General features: G+C 39.7%; 15 protein-coding genes. 4 read left to right on the forward strand and 11 right to left on the reverse strand.

Features of this window, described 5'->3' with window-relative positions; translation table 11 throughout:
* Nucleotides 1–194: 194 nt before the first annotated feature.
* From AC0IWT_RS09680 to AC0IWT_RS09705, 6 genes are all read right to left on the reverse strand, one after another.
* Nucleotides 195–872, reverse strand: a complete 678-nt coding sequence (locus AC0IWT_RS09680) for a cytochrome b/b6 domain-containing protein (RefSeq protein WP_471797010.1) — start codon at nt 870–872, stop codon at nt 195–197.
* Nucleotides 873–877: 5 nt separating this feature from the next.
* A complete protein-coding gene (locus tag AC0IWT_RS09685) occupies nt 878–2,134 on the reverse strand; it encodes a sensor histidine kinase (protein ID WP_471797011.1) in 1,257 nt (418 codons plus the stop codon).
* Entirely contained in the window at nt 2,131–2,808 is a 678-nt protein-coding gene (locus AC0IWT_RS09690; protein WP_471797012.1) for a response regulator transcription factor, read from the reverse strand. Before AC0IWT_RS09690 ends, AC0IWT_RS09685 begins: the two co-directional genes overlap by 4 nt.
* A 68-nt stretch (nt 2,809–2,876) precedes the next feature.
* Complete coding sequence (locus AC0IWT_RS09695; protein ID WP_471797013.1) at nt 2,877–3,467, reverse strand: HD domain-containing protein; 591 nt, start codon at nt 3,465–3,467, stop codon at nt 2,877–2,879.
* 462 nt (nt 3,468–3,929) lie between these two features.
* Nucleotides 3,930–4,466, reverse strand: a complete 537-nt coding sequence (locus tag AC0IWT_RS09700) for a DUF892 family protein (RefSeq protein ID WP_471797014.1) — start codon at nt 4,464–4,466, stop codon at nt 3,930–3,932.
* 2 nt (nt 4,467–4,468) lie between these two features.
* Nucleotides 4,469–4,828, reverse strand: coding sequence for a response regulator transcription factor (locus AC0IWT_RS09705; protein WP_471797015.1), 360 nt, complete (start codon nt 4,826–4,828; stop codon nt 4,469–4,471).
* 529 nt (nt 4,829–5,357) lie between these two features.
* On the opposite strand from AC0IWT_RS09705, the gene AC0IWT_RS09710 reads away from it, so the two are divergent.
* The 3 genes from AC0IWT_RS09710 to AC0IWT_RS09720 all read left to right on the forward strand — a co-directional run bounded on the left by AC0IWT_RS09710 (nt 5,358) and on the right by AC0IWT_RS09720 (nt 9,007).
* Nucleotides 5,358–6,233 (forward strand): alpha/beta hydrolase family protein, encoded by an 876-nt coding sequence (locus tag AC0IWT_RS09710; protein ID WP_471797016.1) that lies wholly within the window; start codon nt 5,358–5,360, stop codon nt 6,231–6,233.
* 282 nt (nt 6,234–6,515) lie between these two features.
* Nucleotides 6,516–7,328 (forward strand): helix-turn-helix domain-containing protein, encoded by an 813-nt coding sequence (locus tag AC0IWT_RS09715; protein WP_471797017.1) that lies wholly within the window; start codon nt 6,516–6,518, stop codon nt 7,326–7,328.
* 116 nt (nt 7,329–7,444) lie between these two features.
* Nucleotides 7,445–9,007, forward strand: a complete 1,563-nt coding sequence (locus AC0IWT_RS09720; RefSeq protein ID WP_471797018.1) for a serine hydrolase — start codon at nt 7,445–7,447, stop codon at nt 9,005–9,007.
* Nucleotides 9,008–9,590: 583 nt separating this feature from the next.
* Here the strand turns inward: AC0IWT_RS09720 and AC0IWT_RS09725 are convergent.
* On the reverse strand, nt 9,591–10,658 hold the full coding sequence (locus AC0IWT_RS09725) for an SDR family oxidoreductase (RefSeq protein WP_471797019.1): 1,068 nt from the start codon (nt 10,656–10,658) through the stop codon (nt 9,591–9,593).
* A 128-nt stretch (nt 10,659–10,786) separates the two neighbouring features.
* On the opposite strand from AC0IWT_RS09725, the gene AC0IWT_RS09730 reads away from it, so the two are divergent.
* Entirely contained in the window at nt 10,787–11,374 is a 588-nt protein-coding gene (locus tag AC0IWT_RS09730) for a Crp/Fnr family transcriptional regulator (protein WP_471797020.1), read from the forward strand.
* Nucleotides 11,375–11,640: 266 nt separating this feature from the next.
* On the opposite strand, the gene AC0IWT_RS09735 is transcribed toward AC0IWT_RS09730, so the two are convergent.
* From AC0IWT_RS09735 to AC0IWT_RS09750, 4 genes are all read right to left on the reverse strand, one after another.
* The gene (locus tag AC0IWT_RS09735) at nt 11,641–12,069 is read right to left on the reverse strand and encodes an EamA family transporter (RefSeq protein WP_471797021.1); all 429 of its coding nucleotides are present in this window, start codon (nt 12,067–12,069) and stop codon (nt 11,641–11,643) included.
* Nucleotides 12,070–12,475: 406 nt separating this feature from the next.
* Entirely contained in the window at nt 12,476–13,339 is an 864-nt protein-coding gene (locus AC0IWT_RS09740) for an SDR family oxidoreductase (protein WP_471797022.1), read from the reverse strand.
* Between the two features lie 77 nt (nt 13,340–13,416).
* Nucleotides 13,417–13,986 (reverse strand): Crp/Fnr family transcriptional regulator, encoded by a 570-nt coding sequence (locus tag AC0IWT_RS09745; protein WP_471797023.1) that lies wholly within the window; start codon nt 13,984–13,986, stop codon nt 13,417–13,419.
* 297 nt (nt 13,987–14,283) lie between these two features.
* Complete coding sequence (locus AC0IWT_RS09750; protein ID WP_471797024.1) at nt 14,284–14,559, reverse strand: MerR family transcriptional regulator; 276 nt, start codon at nt 14,557–14,559, stop codon at nt 14,284–14,286.
* Between the last annotated feature and the right edge of the window lie 84 nt (nt 14,560–14,643).

Consider the following 14,643-nt stretch of genomic DNA (forward strand, 5'->3'; position numbering starts at 1 on the left):
TTACATCGCCATTAAAATATCAGGTAAAAAAATTACCGAAGGAATACATATTTTTGTTTCTCTTTATGCTCAGGGTAATGCCCTATAAGCTCGGGCACCTTTAAAAACTAGAAAATCGCTGTCGATGAAAACACATCACAGCACAATAGATGTAAAGCAGTTCTTTTTTGAATAGCCCAGATCCTGTTATTTTCTCAGCATTTCAATTCTCTCCCCCCGTTGATCATATCCGAAACAATTCCCTTTCCAACCTTCCGCTCGGCCAGGAATACCCCTGCAAGGTGAATGACAATAAAAGCCAGAATCAGGTACATACAGAACCCATGAATTTCCTTTATCGTGTGGTTAATGTTTTGGGGGATGCCTGTATAATCTTCGAAAGCAAGCAGGAGGCCGGTAATGACCATAATCAAAAGAAGAAGGTAAAAGATGATGTAAAGCCCTTTCACCACCAGTTCATGCTTGGCTGCCTTACGTTCCTTTTTTAAGATAAAATATGCCTGGTAAGCTTTTCTAAGCTTGGGAAAGAGTTTTTGCGAGGGCGGCATAAAAAACTCTGCAATTAACCTGAACAGAAAAAGCGCGGCTAAGACATAGCCAAAATAGCTGTGTATGCCCCATACCTGATCTTCCAGGCCATGGGTAACTGCGCCGGCCTGCTTGTCACTTACAGTTGCTCCAGCATTCATCAGTTCGCTTCTTACAAAGTTTCGCTGAACACGATCAAAAAGTGTAGAGTTGATTAGCACAGTGAGTAGCGAGCCTGAGATGATAATAAAATTTAACCAGTGCCAGAAGCGCGTAGAAGAAGGATATTTCTTTCCTTTTTTATTCGCCGCGACTTCCTGATTGATGGGTTCGATAATGGCCATATGATTTATTGGGCTTTAAAAGTTACAGTAAAAGTATGCAGGTCCTGATGATAGGAATAATCAAGCTGGTAATGTTGCCGGTTGCAGATCTGCTTTAGTATGGCAAGTCCCAAACCAGTACCTTCTGAGGCATTATCCTTATAAAAACGGTCAAATATTTTTTCAGGGTCAAGCGCTTTATTGTGCCCGGTATTCGCAAATACGATTTTATCAGTTTCCAGACTTATTTCAATTTTACCTCCATCGTAGTTGTGCCTGATCACATTGCTGAAAAGGTTATTAATCAGTATTTCAAGTAAGCTACGGCTCGCACAAATGCTCGCATCGGCTAATGCACTTTCTACAGTGATATTGCGCTCAGAGATAAGTTCCTGGAAGTAAAATTGCTTTTCTTCAATAAGCGATTTCAGACTAATCTTTTCCTCGTCCGGCAATAGATTATTATCGATTTTAACCAGGAGTAGTAGTGATTGGTTGAGCCTGGTTAATCGGGAAGTGGCCTTGTACAGTTCAATCAGTGTTTCTCCATCTTCTTTCCCCAGTCCGTTTGACTGGAGCATATTATCGAGCTTCGAATTTATCACCGCCAGGGGCGTCAGCATCTCATGGGAAGCATTTTCGGTAAACAGTTTAATTTCGTCAAAATCAGATTTTACCTTCCCTGAAAGCTCCATCAATACTTTATTTAATTGCCTGAATTCTTCAACTGGCATTTCTACAGGCTCGTAAGGCTTTTCATGGTTGATATTGAACGCGGTGATATTCTTTAAGAGCTGCTCAAAAGGGGTCCAGATGGTTTTGAGCAACATCCTGTTCACCAATAATACAAGGGCAAAAAGCAGCATTACGGGGATGAGGATAATAAGGCAGATGTTCCTGATTTGCTCCTGCCGTTCAAATTTTGAAGCAATAACCAAAACCCGGTAAGGCTGCTCAACCAGTTCGAGTTCGGTCCGAAGATACCGTGCGGTTTCTATTCGATGCTTAAGCGGATTATAGAATAGCGTATCACCGTAGCTACTGGAGGGATTTGCCTTTTCAATTTTACTATACTGAACAACGAGGTCCTCAAATTCGTGCGGCTGATAAAAATTACCTTTTGCTGAATACTCCTTTACCTCCATAACTTCTTCCACAAGGTCATGGTCAATTTGCTGGTCAAGATAATAGACGAGCATCCGGTAAAAAAGAAATCCGATCAGCAACAGCCCGAAAAGACTGATGATAATCAGTATCCTGTTGTATCTGGTAAATAGCTTCATACTTCCGTAAATTTATAACCAATGCCATATATGGACTGAAAGTAATCCCTGCTGCCCGAATCAGTGAGTTTTTTACGGATGTTCTTAATGTGGGTATAAATGAAATCAAAACTATCGGCCATGTCCGAATCGTCACCCCAGATGTGTTCAACCGCAGCTGATTTGGAGATTACCTTACCTTTATTTGAAACAAAATAAAGTAATAGATCAAATTCTTTTTTGGTCATGTGAACTAACTTATCATTTACAATTACATCCTTAGCATCCAGGTCTATCCTGATCTCATTAAATAAAATATGCCGCTCACCGTGAGCACTTTTGCGGCGAACGACCGCCAGTATTCTGGCGTTGAGTTCTGAGAGGTGAAAGGGCTTAATCAGATAATCATCAGCTCCAAGACTAAGACCTTCAATCTTTTGATCGATTGAATTTCTTGCCGAAATTATGATCACCCCTTCGGTTCTGTCCATCCGTTTAAGATAGTTCAGTATCTGAAGACCTTCTCCATCGGGAAGGTTGAGATCGAGCAAAATGCAGTCATAATCATAGGATCCAAGTCGGCCAAGCGCTTCGGTATACGTTGAAGCCTGACTACATAAATTCCCCAGGGATAATAAATACTGCGCTATACCCCGCTGTAATCCCGGTTCGTCTTCAATAATTAGAATCTTCATAACAACAAATATCTTTTAAGATACTGAAGAGATCTTGAAGTATCTCTAAAAAACGTCCCAAATCGCTTTCAAAACAAATCAATCATCTGAAGCCTTTCAATATTTAGCTGTTTACCTTGCTGAAATGCTGACCTGGAATAAGGCTCAAAATACTCGTGGGAAATAAGAAGCTTAAGATTTAAGGAATTCCATTGAGGCGTTTCGAAGAACAGCTTTAACATGACTTCCCATTCCGTTCTAAGTTTTTCTGAATAAAGGACATAATCCTCTAGAGAAAAATGATACAGATCAGCGTCGCATAAAATCTTTCCGAGTTTTTTTGTCGGACATTGAGGAAACCTGGTTTCAGCAATACAACGGCATATCTCATCAATTATCTCCTTTTCTACACTTTCATTTCGCAAAAAATCAGTTGCAATCTGCGCACTTTTTTCTTCATGACCTGTATACGTTTGAGTATAGCCTGTATCATGAAATAAAGCAGCAAGTTCAAGCACAAACATTTCGCGGCGGCTTATGCAGCTATGAATTCCAATTTCTCTTGCGACTTTAAGGGTCTGGCGGGTATGCGCAATGTCATGAAAATACATCTTCTCTGGAAGTTTATCAAAAAACAAGTTTTCGACGTAAATCACCGCTTTGTCTATTAACTGCTGCATGCTTAGTAGTTTTACTCTAATGAAACAGGTAATAATAAGCTTGAAATCTAAAGACAAATTGAAGTTTTTGCAATAGACTTTATTTATTATCTGGAAATAAAACGAGATTACTTGCAATGACCCAAAGCAATGTAAGTTTCTTAAAATTGAGTGATCAAAGCTGCATTGCTCCACAAGATAAGCAATGAATACTGGCTAATTAGATTAGGGATTAGCCTGATTTCTATCGTGGGACGAAAGGATGAAAAGATTGAATTTAAATGCTAAGTCTTCAACCGACTTCATGCTCGGAATCAATATTCCTTTTTGCAAAAAACTTCTGCTCTTTCCTGTAATGACTTTACCGCTCAACTTGGATTTCGAGACAGATAATTATTGAGATGCAGAATTCAGACAGAGCCCCGATGGAAATTCCGTTCAAAATTTGAAAGCTGACCATCAAGAAGCCGTGAGCACAAATGCTCAATTGTCCCCTGAGGCAACGGTTATATACTTTGTGGAAATAAGCAGCAATAGAGTCCGATTTTTTTTAGCTTCGTCAAAATTTTCTTTCAGCAAGATTCCTACCTGTCTGTTTCCCAGTTTTACTGCCGCCATCTGTAGCAACTGAAAGGATGCGACCTCCACATTCTCGATATTTTGCAGATAAAAAAGTATACTCAAGTCTCTTAAAAGCGTATCACGTTGTTGTCTTGAAATGGCAAGAAAAGCCTCATCGATCAATCCCTTAAGTCCTCGCGTTTTCCTCTCGGGAATAGATGAATCCAATAATGCGTATATTATCTCCATTCTTGCGATCTGCTTTTTGACATTTTCAGTGGTTTCCTCAATGCCCATTAAAAGATCTTTATCATCAATCTTTTTCTTTAGCGAAGGCAGGTTTTCTATTAGATGCGACTTTGCGGAAAAAATACTGTTAAGGTGGTCAATAAAGAATGTTCTCAATTTACCTCCACCTGCACCAGTGCTGTCCATTGCAGGAATGTTATTATCTTTCATTCTTATAAATACTTTTTTACACCAAAGATTAATTCAGTTAGACCAAAAGGCTTACTGATGATTCCATCCGCGCCTGAATCTTTCGCAATCTGCTCTAAATCCCGTTCTGCAGAGAGCAGTAACATAGGAATGGATGAAAAGTTAGAATCGGCTTTGAGCGCCGCACATATTTCCGCGCCTGTTTTTTCGGAACCGCTTATCCTTACGTCCAGCAAGATCAGATCAGGATGAATCAACGCAATCTCTTGAGAAGATATTGAAGAATGGAAGCCGATAACTTCGTAACCCTCATCATCAAAAACAATCTTTAATATCTCATGAATATCAGGATCATCTTCGATAAAAAGTATTCTTTTAGGCATAATAACTGGAATAATATTACATTTTGGAAAGTTCTTTCTTGCCAGATTCAAAGGTCCTAAAAAACAAATCAGTTGCAATTTAGTTTAGACCGGACTTGGAAATCGGTCGCTGAAAAACAAAAAATAAGCTTACTTAACACAAAGTATCTACGCTTAGATACGATAGCCAGGATTGTTCATCGCCTGAGAGAGGTCTTTTTGTACATCGGCAATCTCGTAAAAATAAATAACAATCAAAATATAAAGCTTAACAAAACTTAAATCAATTGAAAAATGTCTTGCCATAAAAACTTCGTACCTATCGTTAGTATTTAATATCTAAATGAAAATTAATTTCCATTATAGCTGAGGTAGAAAGTCTTTCAATAAACCGGAGTGTAACCTTATCAGTTGTTATGTTGTCCTAGCTAGGAGATCAGCATATAAAGATTACGCTGTAACCAATCTTACCATTTTCAGTGTATCAGAACAGACAACGAGAACCTGCCAAATTATCACCGAAGACTAATAACCAATTTAAACACCACCAATGAAACCATATCTACTTTTTCTGCTTTGCTTTCTCACGCTGAGATCACTGGGACAAAATACTCCTGATTCTATTCATAAGGAACATTTAAAGACTGAGAATATTAAATTCAGTAGTGGCGGTGTGATTTTGGAAGGGTCTGTTTTTATACCTAAACATGCGGTTGCCGCGCTGGTTCTAGTCCATGGATCTGGTCAGGAAACCAGAATGAGTGCTATAGCTTCACTTTTAGCCGAAAACGGTATTGCTGTATTGACCTATGATAAACGCGGGGTGGGGAAATCTGGCGGTACATATGCCGGGCCGGAAGTTGGCACCAATAACATTGATGCCTCAAATTTAGATATATTAGCTTTAGACGCAAGCGCTGCCATTGATGCCCTCTTAGGCCATCTGACTATTAAACGTATTCCCCTGGGTTTAATGGGGTTCAGTCAGGCTGCATGGATTATCCCTCTGGCAGCAAAGAAGAATCGAAAGGTAAAATTTATTACATTATTTAGTGGACCAGTGGTTACCACCCTCGAACAACTGCGGTTTCAGTTTTATACCAACGGCAATTCGGACTTCTGGGAAACGCATAGTGAAGTGGACGCACGTAAACATATAAGTAATGACCCTGACAAGTATCAATTTGCGCCTACTGACCCGCGTGATGCGCTTTCCCTGCTATCTATCCCTGGGCTTTGGCTCTATGGTGGGAAGGATATACAAGCACCAGTAGGTTTATCCATAGAACGCATTAATGCTCTTAAAGCAACAGGCAAGCAATATACATCTAAACTATTCCCTGAATTGGGACATAATACTGCTAAATCAAAGGACGCATTTAACTTTGCTATTCAATGGATTAAATACATCGGTCGCGGTATGTAGGGCAATTAATTTTATTTAGCATATGTACGATTCAAATCGGATAATGGGTAAAATCGTGGTTGCTTATGCAAGAAGATAAAAGAGACTATCTTAAAACTGTTATAAGCTGGATAGACCAGAGAATAGCAATCCATCCCATCGAACGAAAACTGCTTAGCATTCTTAATTATCTTGTTCCAGAATTGGCGCGACGGGATCAGTGAAATCATTCCCCATATTTTGTCACTAACTGATTTTTTGCGTGTCTATTTGTGATAAACAGATTTTATTTAAATTAATATCTTGGAATTACATTTTTACACGCCAGAAAGCGACATCTTAAAACAATATATTGAGGGTTACTATTTTTTAAACCAACCAGATGCTGAATTTACTGAAGCCTACACAACATTTCCAAACAATTACTGCATTGTGACGGTGAACCTCAATTCTGAAGTTAAACTAGACATCAACCATATTTCTATTGAGCCCACTGATAATAGTGAGCTAAACACGAGTTTTGCATACCGGTATAAAAAACCGGTAAATGTGCATTATAGAGGGGTCATCAAAGAGATTACCGTTTATTTCAGACCGCTCGGCATCAATTATTTCGTAGATAATCTAGAAACCATGTTCTCTCAAAAAAAAATGACTGAATTTATTCCGCAGTTTTCAGATTTTAAGGATGAAATGCATAAAATCTTTAACATTGACAATAGACTATTGCAAATAGATGCTTTGGAAGATTATTGGTTATCAAAAATGATGATGATGAAAGACCTAGAACTTTTAAAAAGCATTTTATCAGATGCGGAGTCTAATCTAAAGGTAGAAGACATTGCCAAAAAACATCACATTTCCAGAAAGCATCTGAACAACGTAGTTCAGAAGAACTTAGGCAAGCCTCTGTCTGAATACAGAAAAATATTCCGGTTTAGAAATGTAATTAACAATTATCAAGGTTTAAAGAGCCTGACTGAACTGTGCTACGAGCATCTTTTTTTTGATCAATCTCATCTAATTAAAGATTTCAAATCCCTTACAGAGATTAATCCCAATCTTTTCTTTAAAAATGTGACCACGGCTAATAAAAATGTTTGGCTTTTTATATAGTTGGTAACAATTTTACAATTTCAATGATTTTTTTCTCGATTATTTTGTAGCTGATTATTGCGTAAGATAAATACTGGCAATAAACTAATAACATCTTAACTTAAAGACCAATTGCCATGAGAAAAACAATACTTCAAATAGTAATCATCTCCTCTATTCTTTTCACTTGTCAGCAAAGTTTTGCACAGCTATCTTCTTCCAATATTGATTCGCTCATGCGAGAGGGGCTAACCAAACTGAAAGTTGCCGGAGCCGCAATAGCAGTTGTAAAAGATGGAAAGGTCATCCACTTAAAAGGCTATGGAGTTAATTCAATTGATACAAAACAATTAACTACAGAATTTTCTAATTTTCAGATCGCATCCAACAGTAAAGCCTTTACAACAGCTGCGCTATCTATATTAGTTGATGAGGGAAAGATAAAATGGGACGATAAGGTAAAAGATTACATTCCTGAATTTAAAATGTACAATGAGTATGTAACTGATAATTTTAATATTGTTGATTTGTTAACTCACAGGAGTGGCCTTGGGCTTGGGGCTGGTGATTTAACATTTTTTCCTGATGGATCAGACTTTACTGCAAAAGACATTACAGCCATTTTCCAACATTTTAAACCAGTTTCTGCATTTAGAACAAAATACAATTACGACAACTTGCTCTATATCATTGCTGGTGAAGTCATCAAAAGAGCAAGTAAAATGAGCTTTGAAGATTTCATTCAAAAACGCATATTCCAGCCTTTACAAATGAATAATTCGTTTACCGGTGACTCTCTTATCAAGGAAGTACGAAACCTGTCAACACCACACTCTACAGCGACAGGAACATTAAAGACAATTAATCGTTTTCACCTTGGAATGATTAGTCCGGCTGGAGGTATATACTCTAACGTAAGTGATATGTCTAAATGGATGATCATGCAACTTAACAAAGGTAAATATGGAAATGAGCTAAAGTCTACTTTGTTTTCTTCGGCTAACAGTGACAAGATGTGGACTATACAAACGGTTTTACCAAACTATGTGTCCGAAAGGTACAATACCCATTTTAACGGATATGGTTTAGGGTGGCTCCTAAATGACGTGCGGGGAAATTTGGTTGCCATGCACACGGGCGGTTTGCCAGGGATGTTATCACAAGTGACCCTGGTTCCAGATTTGAATTTAGGTATTGTGGTGCTAACGAATACGGAAAGTGGTGGAGGGAGTCTTGCTTTTGCAGTTTCAAGAGCAATTACTGATAGCTACTTTGGCTTAGATGATGCCGGATGGATTGATAACAGAGTAAGAAATCTAAAAAATAGTGAGCACAATATCAATGTGGTAACCCAGAAAGTCTGGGATAAAGTAGATTCCTTGCAACATACCAAAATTAAAACCGAAGATTATATAGGTATGTATGAAGACAAATGGTTTGGAAAGGTGAGGGTCTTTATTAACGGTAAGCAGCTTTGGGTTAAAAGTTTACGCTCGCCGAAATTAAATGGCCCAATGTTTTTCTATAGCAAAAATACTTTTGCTATCAAATGGGAATACCAAGATATGAATTGCGATGCATTTGTCACATTTTCTTTTAAAGAAAAAGGAAAGGCGCAATCTTTCCAGATGAAAGGTATTTCACCATCTATTGACTTTAGTTTCGATTTCGGTGATTTGAATTTAATTCGGTTAAAATAAGTTAACTTATGACACAAGTTAGCGCTTTCAGAACAATTGAGTGTCCAATTTCCCACTAATTCACGAATCAATAAAACCAGAAAATTTTTGAGAACGTTGACTTCTCATTTTAGTGTTCGGCTTGATTGACCAAGTTATTTAAGAGCAAACTTACCAGTTTAAGAAAATGCCCAACACAATTCTAACATATTAACTGTCAGTTCTTTGATGGTGTCAGTTTAAACCGAAAAACACGAACTTAAATTGTGCTGGGATTCACACTATTGTTAAAATCAACATCCAAATCGTATTAGCTGTTGTCGTAATTCTACTTACTGAATTTGCGGACAATCAGTAAAAAACAGAATACTCGCGAATTAGATTAGGCAGTAGTCCCAATTTCAAGCGTAGGAATAAAGGATTGAAAAGATTGGATCAAAATCTGAGATTTTACCAGCCTTTAATACTCGGAATCAATCAACACCATTATTCCGGCCTTATCTTACATTCGTGCCGATGTAGTAAATACCTTATAGATACAATTAAAATTTCCAAGGATATTGGTTCATTGAGGTTCATCTGCTTTGCTAATTATATACCTGCTTTAAGGAATCAATCTCGCTTCACGCAAAGCATCAAACAGACTAAAAAAAGTTTCTTCTGTATCCTGATAATCCAAAAAACCAAGTTTTCTACTTTTGGACATGCTCGTCATCACTTCTATCGGCCTGCCCAAATCCAGATCCGTGTGCCAGGCTGAGGCCATACGACCCAGATTGGCTTCTATCAGATCGTATTTCCTGGCGATTGCCGTCCATCGTACTGAGTCATCAACCATTTGAACTTCCAGTGGATTTATTTCATTATTAAAGCCAACACTTACAATCTCGAAATAATCGGCAATTTTCTTCCAAAGCCGGTTCCAACGAAATACGTCTCCGTTTACCACGTTGTAGGCCTGATTTTTTGCTGCATCTGTGGTCGAAGCCCAAATTAAATGGGCTGCCAAAATCCTTGCATCTGTTACATCCGATACTCCCTCCCATTGTGCTTTAGAACCAGGCCAGCTAAAGGCCCTGCCGGTTTCCTTACAGATAGTGGCGTAAGCGGCAAGTGTGGTTCCCATATTCATCGCGTTGCCAACAGCCTTGCCAATAACTGTATGTGGCCGGTGCACACTCCAGGTATAACCATCTCTTGCTGCTCCAGCGTAAAGCTCATCTTCCTGAGCGTAATAAAAATTTTCTACATTAAGCCGCGGGTGTTCCTCTCTCAATGGGGTTTCAGGAAGAAAACCTTCTTTTGCATAAGCTTCAAATGGGCCAAGATAATGTTTGAGTCCGGTTACCAAAGCAACATGCTGCACTGTTTTTTTCGGCGAGAGTACACTCAGCAGGTTTTTAACCATCAAGGCATTCACCCGCACATTTTCACGCTCCGTATCGTTGCGCATCCAGGTTGTAATAAACACATGCGTTGGCATAATGTCGTCAAGGCCGGCTTGTAAACTTTCTACATCGAGCAGGTCTGCCGCAACAGGTATGAGTCCGGAATTTACCCGGTCCGGATTTCTGGACAGGCCATAGGTTGTCCAACCCTGTTCGATTAGCTTTTCTGCCAGATTTCCTCCCGTGATACCGCTAGCTCCAACAACTAATGCTATTCTTTTCATATTATTATTATTTTATTTGTGCAAATTTATCGCTCCGACAATTAAATACACTTGATGTATGTCAAGGGAGCAAAAAAGGTAAATTCATTTTCACTGGAAAAATGATTTAAATTATACAGACGAAGTCCATGAACGGTTTTGAGGTTTTATTTAGTCACATTGAGCAAAAAGTATCGCTTACCGACCAAGAAAAACAAGACATCTCTCGACATTTTACACCAAAATTGTTGTTAAAAAAACAGTATCTGTTAAGCGAGGGTGAAGTTTGCAGGCACATGGCATTTGTGTGTAGTGGTTTACTGAAAACTTACAATATCGATGAAAAAGGAATCGAACACATAAGCCTGTTTGGCTGGGAAGGCTGGTGGTTATCTGATTTTAGCAGCTTTTTAACCGGCATTGCATCCGTATCCTATATCGATGCTATTGAAGATGCCAGCTTGCTGTTAATTTCCCGTGAAAGCTATGAAGCGCTGACCCTCCGGGTACCCAAAATGGACAGGTATTTCAGAATTTTATATCAAAATAGTATTGTGACCAAGGAACGCAGACTTCGAAATTCCATTACTTATCTATCGAGTGAAAGATACCTTGAATTCGTTGAATCAAATCAGCAGATAATCGACCGAATCCCACAAAACTTCATCGCTTCCTATCTTGGCATAGCACCTGAGACGCTGAGCAGGATAAAAAATAAAATATCAAAGGGAAAATAAGACTACCACTACGTGAAACCACCCGAAAATGTTTCAGATAGTCGTCCATCTTCCGGCGATATGAATAAAATCAAATGTTATCGCAAATCGTTCCGATAAATATGATAATGACATGCCTTCTATTTTAAAAATCACAAAAAAGAGCGGTATCTTGCCGGATAGCAATGATCTGCTATTCATCAAATTCTGAAATATCAGATAGAACGGAGTTTATTCTGAAGTTGCAGGAAAGGCTCATATTCTCGGCGATAAGTGTTTGCTAATCGTTATTTACCCGGATCGGACAAAGCAATCAGTATCGCTCCCGCGAGCATTAGCGTTCCGCCGACTACTATCTGCCAGGTTAATTTTTCCTTTAAGAATACAACAGAGAGCACAATGGCGATTACGAGCGACATCCTTTCGACTGTCGCCACATAAGATGCCGGCCCGATAGATAATGCCTTATAAGAGAACAGCGTAGAGAGCGAAGTAAAGATGCCTGCAGCAATCAGGAAAATCCAGGCACTTTTATCAATTTCTTTCCATGAAGTAACATTGCCCTGGTAAACCACAACGCCCCAGGTGATCAACAGTATCAGTACCGCCTGAATGGCAAAGGCCAGACTGGGGTCAACGTTTTTTAAGCCTGCCTTGGTGAGCACAATAACCAGTGCTGCAGAAATTGCGGCCAGTACGGCCCATATAATCCACATATCATCTCTTTTTGACTAACAACAACAAACTCGCAAAATGGATTGTAACATTACCAACAGACCGGCACCCATCCTGATGTTGTGGACGATAACACATTAAAATGCACTGTGCGAAACAGTGCATCCAAATTAATCATACTACCACTCCTTTAACAAAAGTTAAATTACCATAAATAACGCCAGGTCATTAAGGGCCAATAATGATAAGTGCTATTATTTTGCCAGCGTATGTCTGTATATGCGTAAGAAAGAAAGGATTGAGCACAGAGCAAAATCCCTTCTGTTAGCTTACATCATTAGCTCCGTTATTAGCAAAGCCTTTGGATAATAAATCTGCCACGCAAGGAGTACATGACTCTGCTAAACTTAAACCGGCTTTTCTTATCCATCAAGCCGCTGCCGGCCTTTAAGCTAAGATTTCCCCTAGACCGAAAGCAGTCATGACTTTTGCGTATTCAATCGCCACGGCGCCATTGGCAGCGCTAACAAGATGTCCTGTTGAGGCATCAACAGTAGTTCGCAGCGGCCGCTGCCCTTTAGGCATATTAATCAAGGCAATAATCGCATCTGCAACATCCTGAGGATTTGGATTTGTAGCTTCAAATAACTGACCGATTGCAGCACCCATTTTATTTGGGAGCTCAGCAATCACCTTATATTCATCATTAATTGATGCATCAGAACCAAACTGCAGCTTCTGGGATATTTCGGTAGGAAAGGCCCCGGGCTGAACGATTGCCACATCAATCCCCAGTGGGCGTACCTCATAGTGCAGACCTTCACTAAGGCCTTCCAAGGCAAATTTCGAGGAAGCATAAACGGCTGAAAACGGCGGAGAAAATCTACCCCAGCCGCTTGAAACATTTACAATTAAGCCCTCGGATTGTTTCCGCATTTGGGGCAGGCTAAGCTTCATCAATCTCCAGGGCGCCAGTACATTTATGGCTAACATGCGCTCGAGGTCATCGGTCGTGGACGCTTCAGCCACACCAAACATCGCCGCGCCCGCATTGTTTACCAGTACATTAATTCTCCCCTCTTTCGCAATAATGGTATCGAATGCATCCTGCACACTTTTCTCATCCGTTAATGAGACATCCAGAACAACAATATTTTCCTCCAGCTCCAGAGTTTTAGCCCTTTCTGAATTCTTTCCTTTACTGTCTCTTATGGTCGCATATACTTTGTGGCCTAATGCGGCCAGGGATCTGGCGGTTAGCCATCCAAATCCACTGTTGGTTCCTGTTATTAAAACAACTTTTTTGTCCATAATTCTTTGATTAAATTTCTTGAACAAAAATCAGCATCTTACTTACAGGACCGTTTACCATTTGGTAAAAAGAGGATTTAGCGAATGTTTGTTCTGATCCTGCTCAGAGATTGCTGAGTGATTCCAAGATAGGAGGCTATCTGGGAAAGCGGCACGCGGTTCACCAGACCCGGAAACTGTCTGATGAAGGATAGATAGCGGGTAGTGGCGTCCTCGGAAACAAGCGGGCTTCTTCTTTCAATCGTCTTCAGGAGACAGTTTTTAGTAATCAGGTCGGTGATTGCCCCCCAGCCCACGATTGTATTTCCAATCTCGTCCCAGTCCCTTTTGGAAAAAGCAAGCATCCTGCAACCGCTGACGGCCTGAATATATTCCGAAGCCGTAAGTTCTGCCTCAAAATTCTGCTGGTCTGAAACAAAGTTATCCTCGTCAACAAAATGATGCGTGATTTCTTCTCCCTTATGGTTGTAATAGCAAACCCGCACCACACCCTCATAGATAAATCCTACGTGCCTGGGAACCTTTCCGGCCTGCGAAAAATATTCGTCCTTCTTCAATTCCAGCACTTTGGATTTTGAGAGGATAAAATCAATCTGCTGGCTGTTCAGGTTCCCGAACCTGAGGATATAGTCGACAAAGTTTTGCATGCGCTAATTTCACAATATTTCCGACCAGATCATTTACCATTTGGTAAATAAAAAAACCTGGCCAGAATAAAGCGGGTGTAAAGGACCTTAACCAGCGAAAACTAAAAAAGCTACAACGTCTGCCACCAAATAAACGCGCGCAAAAAGTAAGTTGCATTTATCTGGTCAAAGGTATTTGTTTACCAATCAGGCCGGTAGACTCATCAGGCTTATCAGCAAACAGTCGTTTGCATTATTCACAATTAATCAAAATAAATTGTCGAATGATCAGCTGATTTCGCAAGATGCTTTCGAAGCTCAGACCCTACCCCGCCGCTTACTTTCCATCAACTCAAATTTTAATTCACTTTTATAATACCTGTCCCCGCCCGGAAGTTTCCTGGGGTTCAGGATGCCCTGTTTTACTTTCCGTTTGTAGGTGCTTTCGCTAATACCCAGATAGTCCTTTACATCCTGACGGGACAAGAGCTGATCTTCAGGCAAACTCAGGTGACCATAATTTTTCGTGTAAATCATCTGAATAATTTCATAAATCTTTTCATGAACCTCCAGTAGTTTATCTAATCTATCCATACGCTGATTGGGATTTAAAACTGTTAATAAAATGCTTATGCATTGTGATAGACAAATTGAGCAAACATACCGGCACGAGTCAAG

The sequence above is a fragment of the Pedobacter sp. AC464 genome (assembly GCF_979253075.1).